Here is a 22,658-nt window from a genome sequence, read left to right on the forward strand (position 1 = left end):
AGCACCCGTCAGCCCCAGGGCGCCGGCGCCTTTTCCAGCGCGCGCTCCATGGCGGGCAGCTCCTGCAGGCCGGCCTGCAGCCGGGCCTGCAGCGATTGCTGCCAGTGCACCACCTGGGCCGAGGCGGGACCCGCCGCCATGGTGCCCAGCAGGGTGTGCGCGGTGCTCAGGTCGTTCAGGCGGCCCAGCAGTTCCTGTGCATCGGCCAGCACCGCGGTGCTGCGTGCCACGCGTTTGGGCGGCAGCACGCTGGCCAGAAACTCCTGCGCATAACGCAGCTTCTTGAGTGACAGTCGCAGCGCATGGCGGCCGTCCGGGCCCATGCGCCGGGCTTCGCGGGCTTGCCGGCGAAGCCCGGCATGGCGTTCGCGCAAGATCTCCCGGGCCCAGACCGCGAGAGCATCACCGCCCGTTGAGGCATCCGCCGGGTCTGCCGGCCGCAGGCACAGCACAGCACGGGTGAAAGCCAGCAGGCGCAAGGCGTGCTCGTGACCACCCAGGGCATCGGCCGCGCGTTGCCAGGCGGCTCGCCGCTGCTGCCCGACCCAGGTCTCGAGCGCATCGGCCGATGCATCGAAGGCGCCGGGCGACGGCGCGTCTGCGGCGGCCAGTTCGGGCATCCATTCGGTGGCGAACACGTCCCAGTTGCGCGCGTCGCCGAGCTGGTTGGTGAGCGACCGCCACTCGGCCGACCAGTGCGCGGCAAAACGCGCCGGCAGGTGGGCCCGAAAGATGCGCAGGCCGGTGCGCAGCCGCCGCAGCGCCACCCGTGCCTGGTGCACGAACTCGGGATCGGGCAAGCTGGCCTCGGCGCCGGGATGCAGCACGCCGGCCTCGTTGGCCTGCAAGTGGGTGAGGCAGCTCAGCGCCGCCGCGCGAAACGCCTGCACCGGGTGCATGCCGGCGTGAAGCTGCAGCGGCACCGCCTTCACCGGCTGCAGCTTTTCACCCATGAACAAGGCATAGCCCCGCTCGGCCTTGCTGCGGTTGGCGGGCAACAGCCGCAGCCCGGTGGCGGCCTGGCCGTGCGGACCCAGCGCGAGGGTGTGGGCCAGGTCCAGCAAGGCGTCCACCGGGCCCTCGAGCAGCTCCAGCTCCAGCTCGAGAATGGGCTGGCGGTGGTTGCCCTGGGCATTGCCGGTCCCGATGAAGCCCTGGTCCAGGGCCACCTCCACCCGGGCCGGCCCGTGTTGCAGCACCCAGCTGCGCCGTGTGAAATCGGTGCGGAACACCGGCACCAGTTGCCAGGCCACGCTGGCAAGCTGCGAGGCCAGGGCCGGGTCGGTCACCAGCGTGGCGAAGTCAAAGGCGCCCGGTCGACTCGGCGCTTCCCATTCGCCGCGCCGCGACAAGCCGCCCACCGACTGCCCGGCGGTCTTCACCGTGAGCAGGGTGCGGCGACCCACGCGGCGCTCGCGCACGGCCATGCGCTGGGCGCGCAGGGCCAGCGTGGACGTGTCGAAATAGGTGTTGAACAGACGCTCGCGCCGCGCGGGCTGCCTCAGCAGGGGATGCTTCAGCAGGGCAGCCAGGTCGTTCGGGTGGACTTCGAGCTTGAGTTCGGTTTCTTGCGACATGGCAGGCGGCAGACGGTATGGACTGGGCGACGGAATGCAGAGTCTGACAGCCCTTGAAGCCTGTGCGCAACACCGGGCCCCTTTGCACACAGGCTGTAACCTTTGCCGGAGAGGCGGGCGGCACAATTCCCTGCAGCCTCCTTCGCATTTCGCAAGAGCACCGAATACTCCGCACCCCACACCATGAAGATCCTGTTGAAACTGAGCGCCCACGCAGCGGCATGCGGCTTGTTCCTGGGCCTGGGCATGGCCCCGGCCATGGCCGAAAAACCCGCCCATGCGGGCGGCGGCAAGTCCGAAAAATGGGAGAAGCCGGACCACGGCGACAAGGGAAACAAGGGCGGCAGACAAGACCGCGACGACCCGCGCCAGCACAGCCCGTCGGGCTCCGGTGACCGCTCGAATGTTGCCGTGCAGATCAACATCGGCGGCTACTTCCAGGACAACCAGCGCCTGGCCGTGCGCGAGTACTACGAGCCGCGTTTTCGCGCCGGCAACTGCCCGCCGGGTCTGGCCAAAAAGAACAACGGCTGCATGCCGCCGGGGCAGGCCAAAAAGTGGCGCAAAGGCTACCGGCTGCCGTCCGACGTGGTGTTCTACCCGGTGCCCAACGAGATTTCGATCCGCCTCGGTGTGCCCCCGTCGGGTCACAAATACGTGCGCGTGGCCGCCGACATCCTGCTGATCGCCGTGGGCACCAGCATGGTGGTCGATGCCATCGAAGACCTGAGCCGCCTCTGAAGGCCGAGCCATGACACGGCTGAACGCGCCTGCCCTTGTGTTGCTCGCCGCCTCGTGGGCCCTTGCCGCGCAAGCGCAGCCGGCCGAACCGGTGGCGCTGGAGGCCAGTCGCGACTACCTGCTCGGGGCCACCCTGTCCAGCGGTCGGGACCCCCTGGGAACCAGTGAACAGCGGCTGCGACTGCGCCCGATCTGGGCGTTTCAGCTCGGGCGTTTGCGTTTTGCCACCTCGGGCGCCAGTGCCTTGCTCGCGCAGGGTCGCGAATCGGTCGACAGTGGCGTGAGCACGGTGCTCACCCGCAGCGACCGCGTCTCGCTGAGCACCTCCCTCTCCATCGACGAAGGGCGTTCATGGCGGGACGACCCGGTGTATGCCGGCCTGCCCCGCGTGCGCGACACGGTACGCGGGCGCGTCACCGCAGGCCTCACGCTCGGCCCGCGCTGGAGCGGCTCGCTGCGCGCCTCGCAGGACCTGCTCGGGCGCGAGGGTGGCCTGCGCATCGACTCGGGCCTGAACTACCGCCACCCGGTGTCTGCGCAAACGCACTGGGACCTGTCACTGGGCCTGGGCTGGGCCAACGGCACCTACCATCAAACCCACTACGGCATCGCCCCTGCCGCAGCCGCTGCCACCGGACTGCAGGCCTACGGACTGGGCTCGGGTTTTGACGGTCTCTCGCTGGGCTGGCGCATCACCTCGGCGCTGAACCGGCGCTGGGTGGCCTACGGTGGACTGAGCGCCTACCAGCTGCAGGGCGCCGTGGCACGCAGCCCGCTGGTCACGCGCAGCACCACCTTCGGGGCCACCCTGGGCCTGGCCTACCGCAACGACTGAGGCCTCAGGCCGGCTCAGGCAGCGTGAGCAGGCGCTTCAGGTAGTGCCCGGTGTGGCTGCCCGCCTGAGCCGCAATGGTCTCGGGCGTGCCCTGTGCGACCACCATGCCGCCGCCCGAGCCGCCCTCGGGGCCCATGTCGATCACCCAGTCGGCGGTCTTGATGACATCCAGGTTGTGCTCGATCACCACGATGGTGTTGCCCGCGTCGCGCAACTGGTGCAGCACCTGCAGCAGCAGTTCGATGTCGGCGAAGTGCAGGCCGGTGGTGGGCTCGTCCAGGATGTAGAGCGTGCGGCCGGTGTCGCGCTTGCTGAGCTCCAGCGCGAGCTTGACGCGTTGCGCCTCGCCACCCGAGAGCGTGGTCGCGCTCTGGCCGAGCTGGATGTAGGTCAGACCGACATCCATCAGGGTCTGCAGCTTGCGGTGCAGCGTGGGCACGGCGATGAAGAAGGCGTGCGCCTGCTCCACCGTCATGTCCAGGATCTGCGCGATGTTGCGGCCCTTGTACTGGACGTCCAGCGTCTCGCGGTTGTAGCGCTGGCCACTGCACACCTCGCAGGGCACGTACACATCGGGCAGAAAGTGCATCTCGACCTTCACCACGCCGTCGCCCTGGCAGGCCTCGCAGCGGCCACCGGCCACGTTGAAGCTGAAGCGACCCGGACCATAGCCGCGTTCGCGCGCCATGGGCACTTCGGCCATCAGCTCGCGGATGCCGGTGAACAGGCCGGTGTAGGTGGCCGGGTTGCTGCGCGGCGTGCGGCCGATCGGTGACTGGTCGACGTTGATGACCTTGTCGAAATGCTCGATGCCTTCGATGGCCTCGTGCTCCGCCGGCTCGTCGTGCGAACGGTAGAGCGTGCGCGCCACGGCGGCGTAGAGCGTGTCATTGACCAGCGTGGACTTGCCCGAGCCACTCACACCGGTGACGCAGGTGAGCAGACCCACCGGGAAGGCCACGCTCACGCCGCGAAGGTTGTGGCCGGTGGCATTGACGACCCGGATCTCCTGCAAGTCGCCGAGCGTGGCCTGGTGCGCGGCTTCGCGCGCAGCCCTGCGTTCGGCCGCGGGGCTGGGAGCGAAGCGGGGCTTGAACGCCGCGGCCCTGGCCGCCCCGGCGTGCCTGACCACCGGCAACCAGGGCGTGCGCCGCGCCGGCACCTCGATGCGGCGCGCGCCGCTGAGGTACTGGCCGGTGAGTGAGCCCGGTGTGGCCATCACGGCAGCGCAGCTGCCCTGCGCCATCACGCGCCCGCCGTGCACGCCGGCGCCCGGACCCATGTCGATCACATGGTCGGCGGTGCGGATCATGTCCTCGTCGTGCTCGACCACCAGCACGGTGTTGCCCAGGTCGCGCAGGTGCTGCAGCGTGGCGATCAGGCGGTCGTTGTCGCGCTGGTGCAGGCCGATGCTGGGCTCGTCGAGCACGTACATGACGCCGGTCAGTCCGCTGCCGATCTGGCTGGCCAGCCGGATGCGCTGGGCTTCACCGCCCGAGAGGGTGTCGGCGCTGCGGTCCAGGCTGAGGTAGTTCAGGCCCACGTCGTTCAAGAACTTCAGGCGCTGGCGAATTTCATTGATCACACGCGCAGCAATGTCGCCCTTGGTGCCGCGCAGCTCGAGCTGCTGGAAGTAGGCCAGGGCATCGCCGAGCGTGACATGGCTGATCTTGTAGATGGGCTGCCTGTGCTCGCCCTCGCCCACGAAGACGTGGCGCGCCTCGCGGCGCAGGCGCGCACCGCCACAGTCGGGGCAGGGCTGGACCGCACGGTAGCGGGCCAGCTCCTCGCGCACCGCCGCGCTGTCGGTCTCGCGGTAGCGGCGCTCGAAGTTGCGGACGATGCCTTCGAAGGGGTGCTTCTTGCTGATCTTCCTGCCCGCGCGTTCACCCGATTCGAGCGCGTAGCTGAATTTGATTTCTTCCTCGCCCGAGCCATAGAGCAAGGCCTGCTGCACCGCTTCGCCGAGCGAATCCCAGGGCGCTTCGGCGTCGAACCGGTAATGCGCGGCCAGGCTTTCGATCATGGCGAAGTAATAGCCGTTGCGACGGTCCCAGCCCTTGATGGCGCCGCTGGCCATGCTCAGCGTGGGAAAGGCCACCACGCGCGCCGGGTCGAAGAACTCGGTGTGACCCAGGCCGTCGCAGGTGGGGCAGGCGCCCATGGGAGAGTTGAACGAAAACAACCGCGGCTCGAGTTCGCCCACGGTGTAGCTGCACAGGGGGCAGGCGAACTTGGCGGAGAAGGTGGTTTCTTCGCCGGTGTCCATGTCGACCGCCAGCGCCCGGCCATCGGCCAGCCGCAAGGCGGCCTCGAAGCTCTCGGCCAACCTTTGGCGAAGCGGGTTCACACCCTCATCTTCACCATCGGTACGCACCTTGATGCGGTCGATCACCACGTCGATGTTGTGCTTCTCGGTTTTCTTCAAGGCCGGCAAAGCATCGAAGTCGAGCACGGTCTGGTTGATGCGAAAGCGCACATAGCCTTGTGCCTGCATGTCGGCAAACAGCTCGGTGAACTCGCCCTTCTTCTCGCGCGCCACCGGCGTCAGGATCATCAGTCGGGTGCCTTCGGGCAGGGAGAGCACCGCGTCCACCATCTGCGCCACGCTCTGCGCGGCCAGCGGCAGATCGTGCTCGGGGCAGTGCGGCGTGCCGGCGCGCGCGAACAGCAGGCGCAGGTAGTCGTGGATCTCGGTGACCGTGCCCACGGTGGAGCGCGGGTTGTGGCTGGTGGCCTTCTGTTCGATGGCGATGGCCGGCGAGAGGCCCTCGATCAGGTCCACGTCGGGCTTGTCCATGAGTTGCAGGAACTGCCGCGCGTAGGCCGAGAGGCTCTCCACGTAGCGGCGCTGGCCTTCGGCGTACAGCGTGTCGAACGCCAGGCTGGACTTGCCCGAGCCCGACAAGCCGGTGATCACCACCAGCGAATGCTTGGGGATGTCGAGGTCGATGTTCTTGAGGTTGTGCGTGCGCGCACCCCGCACCGACAGAAAGGGGCTGGCGTGGCGCAGGTGGGCCGCGCTGACGCGGTTCAACAACGTTTGTTCGTCGGGCTCCACCGGCGCGTCGGCGCCGGTCAGACTCGGCAGATTCAGGTCCGGGGGCAGGTTCTGGTTCAAGGCGCGGTGGGTGTGTTCAAGGCAACCCGGCATGATAAGCCGCCCCGGGTTTTCCCGCCCGTCCTCCCTTCGCGCGCAAACGCATCAAGCACAATAACGGCTTTGCCCAGCCTCGACTTGTCCACCCTCAGCTCAGCCCCGTCCGACACCCCCGCCCCACCGGCGGGCGGCGCCCGCATGACCCCGACCGAGCGGCGCACCAGCGGCGCGCTGGCGTCGATTTATGCCCTGCGCATGCTGGGTCTGTTCCTGGTGCTGCCGGTGTTCGTGCTGCAGGCCCACACCTACCCGGGTGGCGACGATCCGGCGCTGGTGGGTCTGGCCATGGGCATCTACGGGCTGACGCAGGCGCTGTTGCAGATGCCCTTCGGCATCGCGTCCGACCGGTTCGGCCGCAAACCCGTGATCCAGGCCGGACTGGCGCTGTTCGTGATCGGCAGCCTGATCGCCGCCTGGGCGCCCAACATGCTCTGGCTGGTGATCGGACGCGCGCTGCAGGGCTCCGGCGCCATCTCTGCCGCGGTCACCGCCCTGCTCGCCGACCTCACCCGCGACGAGGTGCGCACCAAATCGATGGCGCTGGTGGGCATCAGCATCGCGCTCATGTTCGCGCTGTCGCTGGTGCTGGCGCCCTTGCTGGTGCCCCTGATCGGCCTCTCCGGCCTGTTTGCCCTCACCGCGCTGCTGGCCGCCATCGGCATGGCGGTGGTGGCCTGGGTGGTGCCGCCCGAACCGCCGGTGCAGCACCTGCAGACCCGCGGCGGGCTGCGCGAAGTGCTGGCCGATGTGGAGTTGCTGCGCGTGGATCTGGGCGTGTTCGTGCTGCACGCGGTACAGATCGCCATGTGGATGTCGGTGCCCGCCCTGCTGCAGGAGGCCGGCCTGGCAACCGCCGCGCACTGGAAGGTGTATCTGCCGGCGGTGCTGGCGTCGTTGCTGGTCATGGGTGGCTTGCTGTTTCGCCTGGAGCGCAAGGGCTACTTCCGGCAGGTCTACCTGGGCTCCATCGCGTTGATCGTGCTGGCCCAGCTCGGTTTCTGGTTCAACCTGCAGGCGCCCTCGCTGTGGGCGGTGGGCCTGCTGTTGTGTGTGTATTTCATCGGCTTCAACACCCAGGAGGCCAGCCAGCCCAGCCTGGTGTCGCGCCTGGCCGAGCCGCGCCAGCGCGGGGCTGCCCTGGGCGTCTACAACACACTGATGTCGCTGGGCATCTTCGCCGGCGGCAGCCTGGGCGGTGTGGTCATCAAGGTCTGGGGCAGCAGCGGCATTTTCTTCGTCAGCGCCGGGCTGATGCTGCTCTGGATGGCCCTGGCCTGGCCCATGCGGGCAGCGAGCCGAAGCTGAAGCCCTGCGGGTGTGCCTGGCGGCCAGCCTAGCGCCCGACCGGCTCCGCAGGCGGTGCAGCGTCGGTCCGGTCGCGCAGCGAGCGCATCATCAACAGCGACATGGTGCTGTAGAGCGGGCGGCTGATCATGCGCGACACGAGACTGGCGAGCAGCGCGCAGGCCATGAGGCTGAGCACCATGCTGTGGCCATCGGTCATTTCCATCACGATGATCATGGCGGTGATGGGCGTTTGCGTGACCGCCGCCAGAAAACCGCACATGCCCAGCGCAATCAAGGCCGCGCCGTGGGGCGAATTCAGCAGCCAGGCCACATCGGCACCCACACCGGCACCCAGCGAGAGGCTGGGGCCGAAGATGCCGCCAGGCACGCCCGCCCAGGCCGACAGCCACGACGCCACGAACTTGAGCCCGGTGAACACCAGCGGCTGGTGCGCAGCCGACGCATCGGCAGCCTGATCGAGCAGGTCCCGGGTGTGTTCGTGGCCCACGCCGACGGCCGCGCCGTCGCTGACCACCGCGATCACCGCCACCACAAAACCGCACATCGCCGCAAACGTGACCGGCCGCTTGCGCCGGTAGGCACAAAACCGGTCGGGCAGGCCGGTGAACGATGCCAGCATCAAGCGCGAGAGCAGCCCCCCCAACAGTCCGCACGCCAGCGCCACCAAAGCGCCCGGCGCGAGCAGGTTCCACCAGGAAACGGCGTCGGCCCGAACCCGGCCGAAGTAGGACAGGTTGCCGAACGCCGACACCGCCACCAGGCCGGCCACCACGATCGCCGCCAGCATCAGCCCGCTGCTGCGGTCCTGCAGACGGCGCGAGAGTTCTTCAATGGCAAACACGATGCCGCCCAGGGGCGTGTTGAAGGCCGCGGCGATGCCGGCGGCCCCGCCGGCCACGAGCAACTCCCGGTCGCTGATCCCGGAGGCGGGCGACAACCAGCGCCGCGCGTGCAGCATCACACCGGCGGCGACCTGCACCGAAGGGCCCTGCCTGCCGACGGACAGGCCGGCGAGCAATCCGCCGGACACGCCCAGCACCTTGGCCACGCTCAGCTTCAACGACACGAACCGTGAGCGCTCACTCAGCGGCGTTTCGGGTGCCAGCGCGGTGAGCACCTGCGGCACGCCCGAACCGACCGCGCCGGGCGCCCAGCGCCGGATGGTCCACACGATCAGGGCGGTCAAGGCCGGCGTCCAGACCAGCGGGGTCCACCACCAGCCCGTGCGCATGCGGCTGTACAGGTCGATGGCGGCATCTGCCAGCAGGGTGAAGCCCACCACGGCAAGCCCGGCGAGCACGGCGTAGGCAATCACCACCGCCCGGTCCAGCCATTGCCTGCCGCCGCCCATTTCGGCGCGCAGGTTCTGCAGGAAGTCCGGTTCACCTTTCATGGGTGGCCAGTGTAGACCCTGGGGTATCGGCCCTTTTTCCAGCCGTGGCCAACGGCCCGCCCGCGGTCAGTTGCGGCACAATGACTGACCGTTTTTCAGGCCAGCCAGTGCTGGCGGCCCTCTCTCTACAGGACATCACCATGGCATCTGTCAACAAAGTCATCCTCGTCGGCAACTGCGGGCGCGACCCCGAGATCCGCTACTTGCCATCGGGTCAGGCCGTGGCCAACGTCAGCGTGGCCACTTCCAGCCGCCGCAAGGACAAAAACAGCGGCGAGATGATCGAAGACACCCAATGGCACCGGGTCACCTTCTACGACCGCCTGGCTGAGATCGCCGGGGAATACGTCAAGAAGGGTCGCCCGATCTACGTGGAAGGTCGCCTGAAATACGGCAAGTACACCGACCAGGCCGGCATCGAGAAGAACACGGTCGACATCGTTGCCACCGAACTGCAATTGCTCGGCGGCCGCGAAGGCATGGGCGGGGCGGAAGACGGTGGCGCCGGTGGTGGCTACTCGCGCCCGGCGGCGGCACCTCGCTCCGCAGCGCCCGCGCAACGCCCGGCCCCGGCCCCTGCGGCGGCGGCACCGGCGCGCCAGTCCAGCGGCTTCGACGACATGGACGACGACATTCCGTTCTGAAGCAAGGCGAACCCGCCGCGCGGGTCGCTCGCAAGTTGTTTCCCCCATCAACCGGGTGCCAACCATGTTCAAAGTTGTTGTTGCAGAAGACCACGCGCTGGTCCGCCAGGGCATCAGCATGCTGCTGTCGACCACGGGCGGCTTCGAACTGGTCGCCGAAACCGCGCTGGGCAGCGAGGTCGACATCCTTGTCGGGTTCCACAAACCCGATCTGCTGCTGCTCGACCTGGCCCTGAGCGACAGCTCGGGCATTGAAGTGGCCCGGAAGGTGAAGAAGATCGCCCCCGCCACCAAGGTGCTGATCGTCACCGGCAACGTGTATCCGGGCTCGGTGGCCAATGCCTTCGCTGCCGGCGCAGACGGCTTTGTGCTCAAGCACGAACAGGGCTCCGAACTGCTGGACGCCATCCAGGCGGTGCTGGCGGGCCGCCGCTATGTGAGTCCGCAGGTGGCCAAGGGCCTGGACAACTCGTCCAACGCTCGCGTTGCCAACCACGGCATGTCACAGACATTGACCCAGCGAGAGCAGCAAATCGTTCGCATGATTGCCAAGGGCGGCAGCAACCAGGAGATCGCAGACGCCTTGCACATCAGCGTGCTCACCGCGCGCAAGCACCGGCAGAACGTGATGCTCAAACTGGACCTCCACAACGGCGCGGAGATCGCCGCTTACGCCATCCAGTCGGGGCTGGCCGAAGCCCCCGACATCGACAGCAACCTGTAGAGCAACTCGCCGGCCGGCGAAGCCGCCTGCGCCCTGCTCAGGTACCGGTAGGGGTTGCGAAACCCGCGTTGTTTCTCAAAATAGTGCTCATGCATTATTGGGGGTAGGGGTATCCGGACGGGATACTTCGTCCCATGGTGAACGCATCTTCGGTCACCTGGCCAACACCAGAGAAACGGGGCAGACCATGGGAATGAACGCACTGGCGCTGGGTGTCTTCAAGCACCTGAGCCGCAAAAGCGAGGAGAAGATGCAACACGATGAAGACGTCGATTCCAGAATCTCGCCGGCGTCGATTTCGGACGACTACCAGGTGCTGGTCACGGAATGCTTTCAGGCCCTGGGCCTGGACGCAGGTCAGATCCGCATCGTGGTGCGGTCGGTCGGTTGGACGCCAGGCGGCCTGGAAATCTACGCCGCCTTCATCAAGGTGATTCACTGGGACGTTCGCGTCGTGGAGATGCTCAGCAACATGCCGGTGATCGAAAAGAAGATCGATCGGCGCGTGCGGCAGAGCTCCATGCTGCGCTACAGCGCCTTTGCGGGTCTGTGGTTTCGTTCACCGGCCGGTGTCAACCGAGCCGTCGCCACGGTGCACTGAGCTGTGGGCGGTCAGCCGCCCACCCGCAGCTCTGGCGCTCAAGCTTCCATTTCGGCGCCCGCCACCCAAGGCAAAAGAAACGACCAGGGCCTTGTCGCGCGGCGACAAGGCCCTGCTTCATGGGTTCACCAAGGGGCCGCGCGCCTCGCTCGTTGCACTCAGTGCCAGGCCGGGGGCTGGACCCATCCGAAACGCCGGGGCAAGCACCCCGCGAGGGCATAGAGCCAATGGGTGGCCGCCATTCTGCGCGCCTGCCGCTCCAGCACGACATGCAGGCACTGGCGTTCCTCAACAATCGCCTCGCTGAGGTCGATGGCACATCGGGAGCCAAAACGGAATGCCGCCTCTGCGGTGCGCCGCAAGGAGCGGGCCCGCACGTACCGGGCGTGCTGCCGATCCAGATCGAGCACCGTTTGCAGATACGCCTCCCGGGCCGCCGAAAAGTCCGCGACGGCCTGGATTCGGGCCTGCACCATGGCGTCAAGGGCCTGGCCACACACCTGCGAGGCACCGGTGCGCTGCTCGCTCCGGTCGCCCGCCCGCTGAAGACCGGGATGCGGGCCAGCGTGCACCCACAGGCAGGCCTTGGCCAGCCGGTCCATTTCGTCTTCGGCAATCGGGCCCGGTGCATCGACCAAGGGCTCGAGTTGTGCGGGCAACAAACGGGTCTGGCGGGTGAACCGCTGGCCGACTTGTCTCCATTCGGTCATGGCCTCAAACACCTTGTCGTCCCCGGCGGCCAACAGCGCCGAAACCCGAAGCACTTCCAGAGAGCCGGCCTGCCCTGCGTCTGCGCGCGCAACCAGCATCTCGAGCACAGTCTGCAACTCACGCTGTGTGCAGAAAGCGTTCTGCAGCTGGAGTCGCGCGGTATCGAGCTGGAGGCAGGTGTCCAGTGCGGCAGCGAGGTGGTCGTTGATGCGCCGCTGGGTCGGCGGGTCGTTCGCCATGAGTGCGCCGTGCAACCCTGCGCTGCCGATCTCGCCATCAAGGGTCAGAAGATGGCGCAGAACCGCGGCCAGTGGCATGGGCTGGTGGGCCGATGCAGCCTGCGGCTGCGTTTGCAACCGTGGGCCCCCGGGGCCAGGTTGCCTGGCCGGCGCATCGCGCTCCGTCATGTCCGGTTCCTCCCGTTTGAATGCTGTGGCCAGCAGTCTCCCGGGGGTGGATTGGCGTCTCAATAACGCTCGCGCAGTATTTTGGAGGCAGGGTGTCGCCGACGTCACGGAAGCCTCATGGATTTTTTCGAAGCACGGGGCTACGATGGCCGACGCCAGCTCCGCCATCCAAGGAAGACGCCTGAATCCCATGCGAAACCCGGACTCGATTCCCTGGGATCAACTCCCGGGTCTGTCGGCGGCGTTGGGAACGGGCGCTGCATTGCTGGGTGTCTCGAACGACCTGCTGGAAGTCCTTCGCAGAAGGGGCGAACCGGAACACTGGTGCGCCTGGTTGACCGAGTCGTCACGTCGCGAGTTGCTCGACCAACTCGGCCGCCACGAGAACTTTCAGATCACGCTGCAGCTGGGCGAGAACACAGGCCCGGATTCGGCGCTGCCTCCCCTGTGGTTGGCGTGCGATGGTCACTGGATGCCGGACACGGCTTGTCACTTCTGCCACTTCGCCGACGCCACGTCCATCGAACAGGCTCGCGTCGACGCGCAAACGCTGATCGAACGCATCCGTCTGATCTTCAAACACCTGCCGGTCATGGTCGCCCACTTCGGCCCGCCACCGCATGGCCTCTGTGAGTTCGCCAACCAGCCGTTTGCCGAGCTGTTCGGGCACAGCGAGCAATCGATCATCGGCGTGCCTTCCCTCGATCGCATCTTCGAGGGCGCGCGAGGCACCCTGGCGCCGTTCCTGCGCGAGGCGCTCATGCAACGCGCACCCGTGACATTCCCCTTCGGACTCCACTCCGCGAAAGGACACCGGGTCCAGCTTGAAGTGACGGTCATCCCCTGGCAGAGTTCGGCGGCGGCCGATGACGGCCAGGGGTTTTCCTTCCTGATCACCGACATCACCGAACGGCACAAGGCAGAGCTCGCGCGGCGGGAGTCGGAAGACCGCTTGTCACGCTTCATGAATGCCAGTGAAGAGGGCGTGCTGTTTCACCGCGATGGCCTGATCACCGATGCGAACCCGGCTGCGAGCCTGCTGCTTGAAACACCCCTGCACGAGTTGCTGGGGCGCCCGGTGCTGGAGCTGATTGCGCCGGAGTTCCGTGCCCGTGCCTCGCACGCCATGGCCTCGGGCGCGGACGCCTCCCACGAGAGCGAGATCTTCAACCGCCACGGCCAGCGCATTCCGGTGGAGATCATCGGGCGCTCCATGATGCGCAACGGCGAGCGCCTGCGCATGGCCGTCGTGCGCGACATCCGCGACCGCCGCGAAGCCCAGGCCCGCATCCACGAACTCATCGAGGGCCTGCGCTCCGAGAAAGACAGGGCCGAGGCCGCCGACCGCGCCAAGTCCGTCTTCCTGGCCGCCGCCAGCCACGACCTGCGCCAACCCATCCACGCCCTCAGCCTCTTCCTCACCGCCCTGCGCTCCATGTCCCAGGCCCCCCGCTTGCGCAGCGCCGACCTCGCCGAACTGTGCCAGCGCATGCAGGCCTCCCTGGACGGCCTGGGCCAGTTGCTCAACATGCTGCTGGACGTCTCCCGCCTGGACGCCAACGCCGTGCAGGTCGAGCCAGCGCCCACCAGCGCGCAGCGCCTGCTCGAAGAGCTCGATCAGGACTTCCACCAGATCGCCGGCGACAAGGGCCTGCAGCTGCACGTGGCCAGCTCCCGCCTGTGGGTCGACACCGACCCCACCGTGCTGCGCCGCATACTCACCAACCTGGTCTCCAACGCCGTGCGCTACACCTCCCGCGGGCGCGTGCTCATCGGCTGTCGCCCGCGCGGCCACGAGGTCGAGTTCCAGGTCTGGGACAGCGGCATCGGCATCCCCACCGCGCAGCGCGAGGCCATCTTCGAGGAGTTCTTCCAGATCGGCCAGACCACCGCTGCGCGCCACGAGTCCCACGGCCTGGGCCTGGGCCTGTCCATCGTCAAACGCTCCGCCCTGCTGCTGCACGCCACCCTCAACCTGCGCTCCACCCCGGGCCGCGGCTCCATGTTCAGCATCCGCGTCCCTCGCTGCCCTCCGCCACCACACAGCGCCGCAACCGCGAAGGAGCCCGCGTTCGCACGGTCTGCCGCCCGCCTCGGTGTGCTGGTGATCGACGACGACCAGCAGGTGCTCGCCGCCATGCGCAGCGTGCTCGGCGTCTGGGGGCACCGGGTCTTCTGCGCCACCTCCCCCGACGAGGCCGTCGTCATGGCCATCAGCCACGCCAACGACATCGACCTGCTCATCTCCGACTACCGACTGGGCGGCAACGTCACCGCCATCGACACCATCCACGCCGTGCACGCCTGCCTGCCCTGTCCCGTCCCCACCTACATCTTCACCGGTGACACCTCCCCCCAGCGCATCCACGAAGCCGCCGAACTCGGCTTCCCGCTGCTGCACAAACCCATCGACGCGCGCGCCCTGCGCTCCATCCTGGAGCAGTGAAAAACGGCATGGAACACGCTCCCGGCCCGAACCACCCCAAGCCCGAACCGGCACAGCCGTGGTGGCAGCACCTGCCGGGTCTGGTGCTTGTGATCACCGAGCAAGGGCGGCCGCTCTACGCCAGCCCGGCACTCACGTCGTTGCACGAAGCCCATGCCCTGGACGGCGACTGCATCACGGCCCTCACACCCGGATCGGGCCAGGCACTGCACGACCGGCTCAGCCGCCGCGCCGACTTCCAGCTGGAACTGCAATGGTCCACGCGCCGATCGGAAACGCCGGTCCGGTGGTTTTCGTGTTCGGCCAGATGGCAGGCCGATGCGAGGCAGTACCTCTGCCTGTGGGTCGACATCACCGCCTGCGCGCGGGCGCGGGAGGAGACCGGCGCCAGGGCCGCGTTTCTGCGCAACTTCTGCAATGCCATCCCGGTCATGGTGGCGCACTACAGCCATCCGTTTCGCTGCGAGTACGCCAACCGGCACTATGCGGCCCTGTATGGGCACAACGAGCAATCCATCCTGGGGCTGACCGTGGGCGAATTGCCCCGGATCGACCCCGACGACAGGATGCCGACGCGGGAGCTGGCGCTCCCGGAGCGCAGCCTGGTGACGTATGAACAGTCGTTGGTCGATCCGAAAAGCGGGCTCCAATGGCTCGAGGTCACCGTGGTGCCCTTTTTTGACGACAGCGGCAGCACGCCGGGCGGGGCCATCCTGAACCAGTTCATCACGCAACGGCGGCGCGCAGAGATCGCTTCGCGCGAATCGGAAAACCGCCTGGCGGCGTTCATGCAGGCGAGTGCGGAGGGCGTGATCTTCCATGTCGACGGGGTGATCACCGACGCCAACCCGGCGGCCTGCCACCTGTACGACGGTGCCATGGACAAGTTGCTGGGGCGCCCGGTGCTGGAGCTGATTGCGCCGGAGTTCCGTGCCCGTGCCTCGCACGCCATGGCCTCGGGCGCGGACGCCTCCCACGAGAGCGAGATCTTCAACCGCCACGGCCAGCGCATTCCGGTGGAGATCATCGGGCGCTCCATGATGCGCAACGGCGAGCGCCTGCGCATGGCCGTCGTGCGCGACATCCGCGACCGCCGCGAAGCCCAGGCCCGCATCCACGAACTCATCGAGGGCCTGCGCTCCGAGAAAGACAGGGCCGAGGCCGCCGACCGCGCCAAGTCCGTCTTCCTGGCCGCCGCCAGCCACGACCTGCGCCAACCCATCCACGCCCTCAGCCTCTTCCTCACCGCCCTGCGCTCCATGTCCCAGGCCCCCCGCTTGCGCAGCGCCGACCTCGCCGAACTGTGCCAGCGCATGCAGGCCTCCCTGGACGGCCTGGGCCAGTTGCTCAACATGCTGCTGGACGTCTCCCGCCTGGACGCCAACGCCGTGCAGGTCGAGCCAGCGCCCACCAGCGCGCAGCGCCTGCTCGAAGAGCTCGATCAGGACTTCCACCAGATCGCCGGCGACAAGGGCCTGCAGCTGCACGTGGCCAGCTCCCGCCTGTGGGTCGACACCGACCCCACCGTGCTGCGCCGCATACTCACCAACCTGGTCTCCAACGCCGTGCGCTACACCTCCCGCGGGCGCGTGCTCATCGGCTGTCGCCCGCGCGGCCACGAGGTCGAGTTCCAGGTCTGGGACAGCGGCATCGGCATCCCCACCGCGCAGCGCGAGGCCATCTTCGAGGAGTTCTTCCAGATCGGCCAGACCACCGCTGCGCGCCACGAGTCCCACGGCCTGGGCCTGGGCCTGTCCATCGTCAAACGCTCCGCCCTGCTGCTGCACGCCACCCTCAACCTGCGCTCCACCCCGGGCCGCGGCTCCATGTTCAGCATCCGCGTCCCTCGCTGCTCTCCGCCCACCGACACCGCCTCGGCCCGGCTGGCATGATGTCGGGCTTTGCTCGACCGCCCGAATGCAGGAAACCATGAACCCGAACGCCCCCGAACCCACCGACGCTGCAGCCACGGCACCCACCGAATCCGGCACCGGAAACCCGCCACCGGCACGCAGCGGGCGCAACCGTCGCGGCCCCGCGCCACAGCGCGCGCCGCACAACGGTGCCAACCCGGGCGCGGGGACACCGCCCCAGCGGCACCACCCCATGCTCGACCAGCTCGCGCAGTCCTATCCGGCCTTGTTCGGCGAGGTGTTCCGGCCTCTGAAGCGCGGCATCTTCCAGGACCTGCTCGAGGCGCAACCCGAAGTGTTCGACAAGGACGGCCTGAAAACCGCGCTGGCGCTGCACACGCGATCGACCCGCTACCTCACTGCGGTGGCCAGTGGCCAGCCCCGCTGCGACCTGAGCGGTCAACCGGTGGAAGATCTCGCGCCCGAGCACGTGCACCACGCGCTGGTGGAGGTGTTTCGCCGCCGCCAGGGCCGCGCGCCGCAAGACCTGCGACCCAAGCTGCGCCAACGCATCGAGCAGGCGTTCGAAGCCTCCGGCCTGGGCGCCGAGGCCTACGCCGCGCTGGTCCAGACGCGCGACGAGGCCTTGAACACCTTGACCCAGGAGGCACTGGACGCGGTGGTGAGCCGGGCCGCCAGGGACGCGGCGCTGCTGCGCGCGTTCGAAGCCAGCGGCAAGACGGTCGAGGCGTTCGCCGACATGTACGGCATGGGCGTGGCGGATGCGAACCGCACGCTGGAGCGGGCGCGTTCGCGCGCGGTCAAGCCCGCCTGAGTTCGGTCGGCAGCTTCAGGCCGCCGGCATCGTGAAGACGGTGAGCACGCCGGTGTAGCCGTAGAGCCGGTGGTGGGCAATCTCGCCGCCCGCGAAAAAACCCACCAGAGGCACATCGCCGAGCGCTCTGCGCACCAGCTGCAGTTCGGCACTCGGGCTGCCGAAGTGCGGGCCGCCGCGACCGGCGCAACTCACGTAAATGGCGCCTGCGATGCGCCGCGCCGGGTGGGGCGCGGCGTCTGCCTCGGCGGCGGTCAGGGCGCTGGCCATCGCGAAGTTGAGCTCTTCGGGCTCGAGCTCCTCCCGCACCTCGGAGCACACGCGGATCAGGTCGGCCCGCGCGGCCTGCACGTTGCGCTCGCAAAACGCCATGCGTGTGCCCTCGGGCGCGAGGTCGCCAATGGCCACACCGCGGCGGCCCGGGTCCAGGCCGATCAGGTGACGCACCATCACCTCGGCGCCGAACTGCCCGCGCAGGTGCGGCCCGCTGGCCGGCAGCTCGACATCGACGTCGGGATGCGGCAGCGTCAGGCCCACCAGCGTGGCGCGCAGACGCGGCATGGCCAGATCGGGCTGCTCCAGCGAAATGTCGAGCTCGCGCAGCAGCACGTCGAGTGCGGGTTCACCGTCGAGTTCGAGCACCAGGTTGCCATCGGACGCGGTGACGGTGCGCTCGCGGTCGACCGGCTGGGCTCCCTGCGTGACCCGCGAGACGATTCCCACATCGGGCCCGAAAGCCACGCCACTGAGGCCGCCATGGAACACGCCGCCGGCCGCGCCCTGCCCACGCAGGTTGCCCGCGCTGCCAAGCGAGAACTGGACGCTCTGGCCACGGCTGCCCGCCAGGCCGCCGAACACGTAGCCACTGACGGTGCGCTCGGCCACTTCGGCGATCAGCTCGTTGAGCTCCGGCGTGCCGCCATCGGCATGCACCAGCGCGGTATGGGCCACGAAGCCGCTGGTGCCGGCACGGCCGCTGGCCGACAGCGGCGCCACCCCGCTGAACACGCGGTACTGGTCGGGGCTGAGGTCGCACAGCATCACGCACAGAGCGGGTTCGTCGAAATACTCCACGTTGTTGGCCGACACCCCCACTCCCACGGTGCCGGCCCAGTCGGTCACCTCGGGCAGTTCAGCGCTGAGGTGTTCCAGGATGGCCTGGGCTTCGGCGGCGTAGTGGTCGGTGATGTAGAGCAGCGCCAGCGAGGGCGCCCTGGCGTGGTCGGGCAAGGCCATCTGGCCGCGCAATTGCGCCAGCACCAGCGCGGCGGCCATGCGCCATTGCGGATGGGTGGCGTGAGCGTAGGGAAAGAGTTTCATCGGAGGTCGACCCGCCAGCGGCGCGAGGGTTCAACGCCTGCGCGGCGAAGCGGCGGCAGACTTGCGGGCAGCGGGTTTGCGGGGTGTGGCTTTCTTCGCTGCGGTTTTTTTCACCGCGGCCTTCTTCGCGCCGGCCTTGCCAGCGCTGGTTTTCTTCGCCGCCGATGTGCCCGGCGCGGGTTGTGCCCCGGGCTGCAGCGCGGCAAAGCCCGGGAAGAAAGCCGTGGGCAGGGTCCAGTCACCGGCCGCCATGGGCTGGGCCGCCGGCGCACGGTCACTCGATCGGGTGCTGGCGGCGCGGGTCGGCGCCTTTTTTGCGGCGGGCCCAGGCGCGGCTTTCCGGCGGGGCGCCGTCACCGCCCGCGCCGCTGCGCGGCCCATGCCGGCGGCCGTGCCCACGTTGCGGGCCACCGAGCCGCCGATGCTGCGCGCCGCCTTGCCGGCCATGCCGGTGGCGGTCTTCATGGCCTGGTCGGTGAGGCCGGTCGCCACCTGGCGTGTGGTGTCGAGAGCGGTCTGTTTGGCCACGTCCTTCATGGCATTGCTGGCGATCTGCTGGAACTGCTGCGAGATCGCGCCCCACCATTGCATGGGGTCGACCACACCGCCCGCTGCCGCCGGCGATGCTGCACCCGCCTTGCGCGGCGTGCGTCTGCGCACCGGCTGTGCAGCCTCCTCGGGCATGTCGTCGGACGCTTCTTCCTCTTCGGGATCAGGCTCGGGCTCGGGCATGCTGCCGTAGGTGCGGGCGGGAATCTCGAGCCCGGCAAACTGCGGGGCCGGCGCAGGTGATGCGGTGCCGGTGAAACCGGCCAGCGTGTCGGCCGCCTTGATCTTGAGCGCATTGGCCACGTCGCCCATGCTGAAGTTCATGCTCTTGAGGGTGGACAGCGTCATTTTCTGCACCTCCAGCGCCTGGATGGTGGCACCCAGGGCCTTGGAGTTCTGGTCCAGCCAGAAATGCACCGCCTTGAGTTCCTCGATGCGCTTCTCGAGGTCTTCGACATTGAAGGTGGGCGCCACCCAGTGCCCGAGGTTGGGCATCTGCGGGATGTTCTGACCGATGCCCTGCACCACACCCCCGGCGGCCTGGCCAGCGAGGTTTTGCAGGAACTCGAAACCGGGCACGAACTTGCCGAAACCGCTGCTGGGCGCGTCGCTCATGGGTGTCTCCTGTGATGGGGTCGGGGCGACTGCCGCGCTGGCGGTGTTCAGCCGTCCACGCCGTAGCGGGGGGCGCGGCGTTCACGCAAGGATGCCACACCTTCGCGCACGTCGGGACCGGCAAAACCCATGAATTCGAGCGCCAGCGAGGTGTCGAACGCGGGGCCCGCCTGGCGCAACCAGTTGTTGAGCGAGTACTTGGTCCAGCGGATCGCGGTCTGGCTCCCGCTGGCCAGCCGATCGGCCACTTCGTATGCCTTGTCGAGCAACTGGTCTTCGTCCACCGCCAGCGACACCAGACCGATGCGCTCGGCCTCCTCGCCACTGATGGGGTCGCACAACATCAGGTAGTACTTGGCCTTGGCCAGGCCACACAACAGCGGCCAGACGATGGCCGCGTGGTCACCGGCGGCCACGCCCAGGCGCGTGTGGCCATCGACGATCTTCGCGCTCCTGGCCGCGATCGAGATGTCGGCCAGCAGGCCGGCCACCAGGCCCGCACCCACCGCGGGGCCGTGCATGGCGCTCACGATGGGTTTGTCGCAATTGATGACGTTGTAGACCAGGTCGCGCGCTTCTTTCCAGACCCGCGCGCGCACCTCGAAGTCGGTTGCCATGTCCTGCACCAGCGCCAGGTCCCCGCCTCCCGAAAACCCCAGGCCGCTGCCGCGCAGCACGGCGCAGCGCACGCTGTCGTCGCGCCCCACGTCGCGCCAGATCTCGCTCAGCTCCCAATGGCCTTCGTGGCCGGCGGTGGGCAGCTTGCCGTTGCCTCCGGGGCCATCGGCCCGCATGCGGATGTCGAGCACCGAGGGCACACCGCCAACCGCGGGGCCGCGGCGGGTGATGTCCAGGGTCTGGTAACGGCTGTAATCCACGGTGGTCATCAGGGTCTCCTCGGGAAATCGGTTTATGAATCAGCGACACGCAGCGTGCACTGGTCGGCGCTGTGATTGTGATTGACCTGCATCAAGACACATCGGCCTCGAAGGGCGCACCATGCAGGGGCACACCCGGGTTGCAGGATGACCCGCACTTTTTCCGAGGAGACCTCCATGACAGCCCCCATTTCCGATACCTTCGCCACCCAACTTCAGGAGATGCGCACCGATGTCCTGGCGCAGCTTCGCGCCCAGAGCGGCGGTGCCTTGAGCCGGGCCGAATCGGCGGCCGAGGCACTGGGCAACGCCAGCGACGACCAGGCACAGGCCAACACCGAACGCGAGCTGGCTTTCGCCCTGGAAGAGCGCGAGTCGGCCGAGCTGATCGAGATCGACGCGGCGCTCAAGCGCATCACCGACGGCAGCTTCGGCCTGTGCGTCGACTGCGGTGTGTCCATCCCGGCCGCGCGCCTGCACGCCAACCCCGTTGCCATGCGCTGCATCGATTGCCAGTCCCGGCTGGAGAAGGCCGACGCCGCCCGGCTCTGACCCCTCCCGTCCTGTTTGCCCTTCACTTCACCGCACCCCTGAATGACCACTTTTCACGCCATCGTCTGGATCGACCACAAGGAAGCCCACGTGCTGATGTTCGACCGCGAACACGTCGAGGCGCAGCGCATCAAGGCGCGCAGCCAGCACACACCCAAACACGGCAATCCCACGGCGGACAAGGACTTTTTCAACGAGATCGTGCTGGCGCTCGACGGCGTGAGCGAGGTGCTGCTGACCGGCCCGGCCAACGCCAAGCTGGAGTTTCGCGAGCACTGCAAGCACCACGCGCATGCGGTGGACAAGGCCGTGGTCGACATGGTCAACAGCGACCATCCCAGCGATGCCCAGCTGGTCGCCATGGCACGCACCTACTTCCTGAAGTTCGATCAGGCCGCAGCCGACCCATCGGTGCGCTGAGCCGGACGCGCGGCTGTCAGGCCGCCCGCGCCTCAGGTCCGGCTCAGGCCAGCGGCGAGATGGTCTGCTCGATGGCGCCGAAGAGACTTTGCCCGTCCTTGCCCTTCATCTCGATGCGGATGGTGTCACCGAACTTCATGAAGGCGGTCGACGGTTGCCCGTCAAGGATGGTCTCGATCGCGCGTTTTTCGGCGATGCAGCTGTAGCCCTTGGGCCATTCCTGGCGGCCGTCCACCTCCACGCTCTTGTTGCTCACGGTGCCGCTGCCCACGATGGAGCCGGCACGCACATTGCGCGTTCTGGCGATGTGGGCGATCAGCTGGCCGAAGTGGAAGGTCATCTCGGGGCCGGCCTCGCACATGCCGACCTTGCGACCGTTCCAGGTGCTCTGCAGCGTGAGGTGCACGCGCCCGCCCTGCCAGGCATCACCGAGTTCGTCGGGCGTGATCGCCACCGGGCTGAACGCGGTGGCCGGTTTGCTCTGGAAGAAACCGAAGCCCTTGGCCAGTTCGGCCGGAATCAGGTTGCGCAACGACACATCGTTGACCAGCATCAGCAGCCGGATGCCGTCCAGCGCCTGCTCGGGCGTGGCGCCCATCGGCACGTCGCCGGTCACCACGGCGATCTCGGCCTCGAAGTCGATGCCGAAGTCTTCGCTCGGCACCACCACGTCGTCGGTGGGACCGATGAAGTCGTCGCTGCCGCCCTGGTACATCAACGGATCGGCATAGAACGAGGCCGGCACCTCGCTGCTGCGCGCCGCGCGCACCAGCTCCACATGGTTGAGGTAGGCCGAGCCGTCGGCCCACTGGTAGGCGCGTGGCAGCGGCGCCATGCACATCGCCGGATCGAATGGAAACGCGTGGCGCGCCTTGCCCTGGTTGAGGGTGACGTACAGGTCGTGCAGCTGCGGGCTGATGAAGTTCCAGTCGTCCAGGGCCTGTTGCAACCGGTGGGCAATGCCGGTCGCATAATGCGCCGTGCCCAGATCGCGCGAGACCACGACGAGTTGCCCGTCGCGCGAACCGTCCTTGTATGTGGCGAGTTTCATGGTGCCTCCTGCTGGTTACGTTTAGTGAAATCGATTAA

The 22,658-nt window shown here is 68.0% G+C and carries 19 protein-coding genes; 11 read left to right on the top strand and 8 right to left on the bottom strand.

Annotation, left to right across the window (positions count from 1 at the left end):
• Positions 1-8: 8 nt before the first annotated feature.
• On the bottom strand, positions 9-1,577 hold the full coding sequence (locus QUV35_RS05805; RefSeq protein ID WP_300871554.1) for a CYTH and CHAD domain-containing protein: 1,569 nt from the start codon (positions 1,575-1,577) through the stop codon (positions 9-11).
• Between the two features lie 183 nt (positions 1,578-1,760).
• Between QUV35_RS05805 and QUV35_RS05810 the strand changes: the two genes are divergently transcribed.
• Entirely contained in the window at positions 1,761-2,318 is a 558-nt protein-coding gene (locus QUV35_RS05810; RefSeq protein ID WP_300871555.1) for a hypothetical protein, read from the top strand.
• Between the two features lie 10 nt (positions 2,319-2,328).
• On the top strand, positions 2,329-3,153 hold the full coding sequence (locus tag QUV35_RS05815; protein ID WP_300871557.1) for a MipA/OmpV family protein: 825 nt from the start codon (positions 2,329-2,331) through the stop codon (positions 3,151-3,153).
• Between the two features lie 4 nt (positions 3,154-3,157).
• Here QUV35_RS05815 and uvrA read toward each other — a convergent pair whose 3' ends face one another.
• Positions 3,158-6,193, bottom strand: coding sequence for an excinuclease ABC subunit UvrA (gene uvrA, locus QUV35_RS05820; RefSeq protein WP_300871695.1), 3,036 nt, complete (start codon positions 6,191-6,193; stop codon positions 3,158-3,160).
• 258 nt (positions 6,194-6,451) lie between these two features.
• On the opposite strand from uvrA, the gene QUV35_RS05825 reads away from it, so the two are divergent.
• Positions 6,452-7,618, top strand: a complete 1,167-nt coding sequence (locus tag QUV35_RS05825) for an MFS transporter (RefSeq protein ID WP_300871558.1) — start codon at positions 6,452-6,454, stop codon at positions 7,616-7,618.
• Positions 7,619-7,646: 28 nt separating this feature from the next.
• On the opposite strand, the gene QUV35_RS05830 is transcribed toward QUV35_RS05825, so the two are convergent.
• Positions 7,647-9,014: a chloride channel protein gene (locus QUV35_RS05830; protein ID WP_300871560.1), complete on the bottom strand. Its 1,368-nt coding sequence runs from the start codon at positions 9,012-9,014 to the stop codon at positions 7,647-7,649.
• A 140-nt stretch (positions 9,015-9,154) separates the two neighbouring features.
• On the opposite strand from QUV35_RS05830, the gene ssb reads away from it, so the two are divergent.
• From ssb to QUV35_RS05845, 3 genes are all read left to right on the top strand, one after another.
• Positions 9,155-9,658 (top strand): single-stranded DNA-binding protein, encoded by a 504-nt coding sequence (gene ssb, locus QUV35_RS05835; RefSeq protein WP_300871562.1) that lies wholly within the window; start codon positions 9,155-9,157, stop codon positions 9,656-9,658.
• A gap of 64 nt (positions 9,659-9,722) precedes the next feature.
• On the top strand, positions 9,723-10,382 hold the full coding sequence (locus QUV35_RS05840; RefSeq protein WP_300871563.1) for a response regulator transcription factor: 660 nt from the start codon (positions 9,723-9,725) through the stop codon (positions 10,380-10,382).
• Between the two features lie 187 nt (positions 10,383-10,569).
• On the top strand, positions 10,570-10,983 hold the full coding sequence (locus tag QUV35_RS05845; protein WP_300871564.1) for a hypothetical protein: 414 nt from the start codon (positions 10,570-10,572) through the stop codon (positions 10,981-10,983).
• 158 nt (positions 10,984-11,141) lie between these two features.
• On the opposite strand, the gene QUV35_RS05850 is transcribed toward QUV35_RS05845, so the two are convergent.
• The gene (locus QUV35_RS05850) at positions 11,142-12,101 is read right to left on the bottom strand and encodes a hypothetical protein (protein ID WP_300871565.1); all 960 of its coding nucleotides are present in this window, start codon (positions 12,099-12,101) and stop codon (positions 11,142-11,144) included.
• A gap of 190 nt (positions 12,102-12,291) precedes the next feature.
• Between QUV35_RS05850 and QUV35_RS05855 the strand changes: the two genes are divergently transcribed.
• Genes QUV35_RS05855 through QUV35_RS05865 form a run of 3 tightly spaced genes read left to right on the top strand, consistent with a single transcriptional unit; the run spans position 12,292 to position 17,235 of the window.
• Positions 12,292-14,547 (top strand): ATP-binding protein, encoded by a 2,256-nt coding sequence (locus QUV35_RS05855; RefSeq protein ID WP_300871566.1) that lies wholly within the window; start codon positions 12,292-12,294, stop codon positions 14,545-14,547.
• 8 nt (positions 14,548-14,555) lie between these two features.
• Complete coding sequence (locus tag QUV35_RS05860; protein WP_300871567.1) at positions 14,556-16,439, top strand: PAS domain-containing sensor histidine kinase; 1,884 nt, start codon at positions 14,556-14,558, stop codon at positions 16,437-16,439.
• Between the two features lie 37 nt (positions 16,440-16,476).
• A complete protein-coding gene (locus QUV35_RS05865) occupies positions 16,477-17,235 on the top strand; it encodes a ProQ/FINO family protein (RefSeq protein WP_300871568.1) in 759 nt (252 codons plus the stop codon).
• 15 nt (positions 17,236-17,250) lie between these two features.
• Here QUV35_RS05865 and QUV35_RS05870 read toward each other — a convergent pair whose 3' ends face one another.
• From QUV35_RS05870 to QUV35_RS05880, 3 genes are read right to left on the bottom strand one after another with little or no spacing between them, the layout of a single operon-like run.
• Positions 17,251-18,555 carry an FIST N-terminal domain-containing protein gene (locus QUV35_RS05870; protein ID WP_300871569.1) on the bottom strand — a complete coding sequence of 435 codons (1,305 nt, stop codon included), beginning with the start codon at positions 18,553-18,555 and terminating at the stop codon, positions 17,251-17,253.
• 30 nt (positions 18,556-18,585) lie between these two features.
• Positions 18,586-19,719, bottom strand: coding sequence for a PhaM family polyhydroxyalkanoate granule multifunctional regulatory protein (locus tag QUV35_RS05875; RefSeq protein ID WP_366945399.1), 1,134 nt, complete (start codon positions 19,717-19,719; stop codon positions 18,586-18,588).
• A gap of 47 nt (positions 19,720-19,766) precedes the next feature.
• Positions 19,767-20,597, bottom strand: coding sequence for an enoyl-CoA hydratase/isomerase family protein (locus QUV35_RS05880; protein WP_300871696.1), 831 nt, complete (start codon positions 20,595-20,597; stop codon positions 19,767-19,769).
• Between the two features lie 177 nt (positions 20,598-20,774).
• Between QUV35_RS05880 and QUV35_RS05885 the strand changes: the two genes are divergently transcribed.
• Both QUV35_RS05885 and QUV35_RS05890 read left to right on the top strand, forming a co-directional pair.
• Positions 20,775-21,149 carry a TraR/DksA family transcriptional regulator gene (locus QUV35_RS05885; protein ID WP_300871570.1) on the top strand — a complete coding sequence of 125 codons (375 nt, stop codon included), beginning with the start codon at positions 20,775-20,777 and terminating at the stop codon, positions 21,147-21,149.
• Positions 21,150-21,191: 42 nt separating this feature from the next.
• A complete protein-coding gene (locus QUV35_RS05890) occupies positions 21,192-21,569 on the top strand; it encodes a hypothetical protein (RefSeq protein WP_300871572.1) in 378 nt (125 codons plus the stop codon).
• Between the two features lie 43 nt (positions 21,570-21,612).
• On the opposite strand, the gene QUV35_RS05895 is transcribed toward QUV35_RS05890, so the two are convergent.
• A complete protein-coding gene (locus QUV35_RS05895; protein WP_300871573.1) occupies positions 21,613-22,620 on the bottom strand; it encodes a fumarylacetoacetate hydrolase family protein in 1,008 nt (335 codons plus the stop codon).
• Positions 22,621-22,658 lie beyond the last annotated feature (38 nt).

Origin of the sequence: Hydrogenophaga sp., assembly GCF_030373225.1 — a bacterium.
GTDB lineage: Bacteria > Pseudomonadota > Gammaproteobacteria > Burkholderiales > Burkholderiaceae_C > Hydrogenophaga.

What these genes read in the sequence shown, in the direction of transcription:
- QUV35_RS05855 (WP_300871566.1), top strand. Translation starts at nt 12,292, where the DNA reads ATGCGAAACCCGGACTCGATTCCCTGGGATCAACTCCCGGGTCTGTCG.
- QUV35_RS05890 (WP_300871572.1), top strand. Translation starts at nt 21,192, where the DNA reads ATGACCACTTTTCACGCCATCGTCTGGATCGACCACAAGGAAGCCCAC.
- ssb (WP_300871562.1), top strand. Translation starts at nt 9,155, where the DNA reads ATGGCATCTGTCAACAAAGTCATCCTCGTCGGCAACTGCGGGCGCGAC.
- QUV35_RS05845 (WP_300871564.1), top strand. Translation starts at nt 10,570, where the DNA reads ATGGGAATGAACGCACTGGCGCTGGGTGTCTTCAAGCACCTGAGCCGC.
- QUV35_RS05840 (WP_300871563.1), top strand. Translation starts at nt 9,723, where the DNA reads ATGTTCAAAGTTGTTGTTGCAGAAGACCACGCGCTGGTCCGCCAGGGC.
- QUV35_RS05870 (WP_300871569.1), bottom strand. Translation starts at nt 18,555, where the DNA reads ATGAAACTCTTTCCCTACGCTCACGCCACCCATCCGCAATGGCGCATG.
- QUV35_RS05850 (WP_300871565.1), bottom strand. Translation starts at nt 12,101, where the DNA reads ATGACGGAGCGCGATGCGCCGGCCAGGCAACCTGGCCCCGGGGGCCCA.
- QUV35_RS05825 (WP_300871558.1), top strand. Translation starts at nt 6,452, where the DNA reads ATGACCCCGACCGAGCGGCGCACCAGCGGCGCGCTGGCGTCGATTTAT.
- QUV35_RS05810 (WP_300871555.1), top strand. Translation starts at nt 1,761, where the DNA reads ATGAAGATCCTGTTGAAACTGAGCGCCCACGCAGCGGCATGCGGCTTG.
- QUV35_RS05865 (WP_300871568.1), top strand. Translation starts at nt 16,477, where the DNA reads ATGAACCCGAACGCCCCCGAACCCACCGACGCTGCAGCCACGGCACCC.
- QUV35_RS05815 (WP_300871557.1), top strand. Translation starts at nt 2,329, where the DNA reads ATGACACGGCTGAACGCGCCTGCCCTTGTGTTGCTCGCCGCCTCGTGG.
- QUV35_RS05885 (WP_300871570.1), top strand. Translation starts at nt 20,775, where the DNA reads ATGACAGCCCCCATTTCCGATACCTTCGCCACCCAACTTCAGGAGATG.
- QUV35_RS05875 (WP_366945399.1), bottom strand. Translation starts at nt 19,719, where the DNA reads ATGAGCGACGCGCCCAGCAGCGGTTTCGGCAAGTTCGTGCCCGGTTTC.
- QUV35_RS05805 (WP_300871554.1), bottom strand. Translation starts at nt 1,577, where the DNA reads ATGTCGCAAGAAACCGAACTCAAGCTCGAAGTCCACCCGAACGACCTG.
- QUV35_RS05830 (WP_300871560.1), bottom strand. Translation starts at nt 9,014, where the DNA reads ATGAAAGGTGAACCGGACTTCCTGCAGAACCTGCGCGCCGAAATGGGC.
- QUV35_RS05860 (WP_300871567.1), top strand. Translation starts at nt 14,556, where the DNA reads ATGGAACACGCTCCCGGCCCGAACCACCCCAAGCCCGAACCGGCACAG.
- QUV35_RS05895 (WP_300871573.1), bottom strand. Translation starts at nt 22,620, where the DNA reads ATGAAACTCGCCACATACAAGGACGGTTCGCGCGACGGGCAACTCGTC.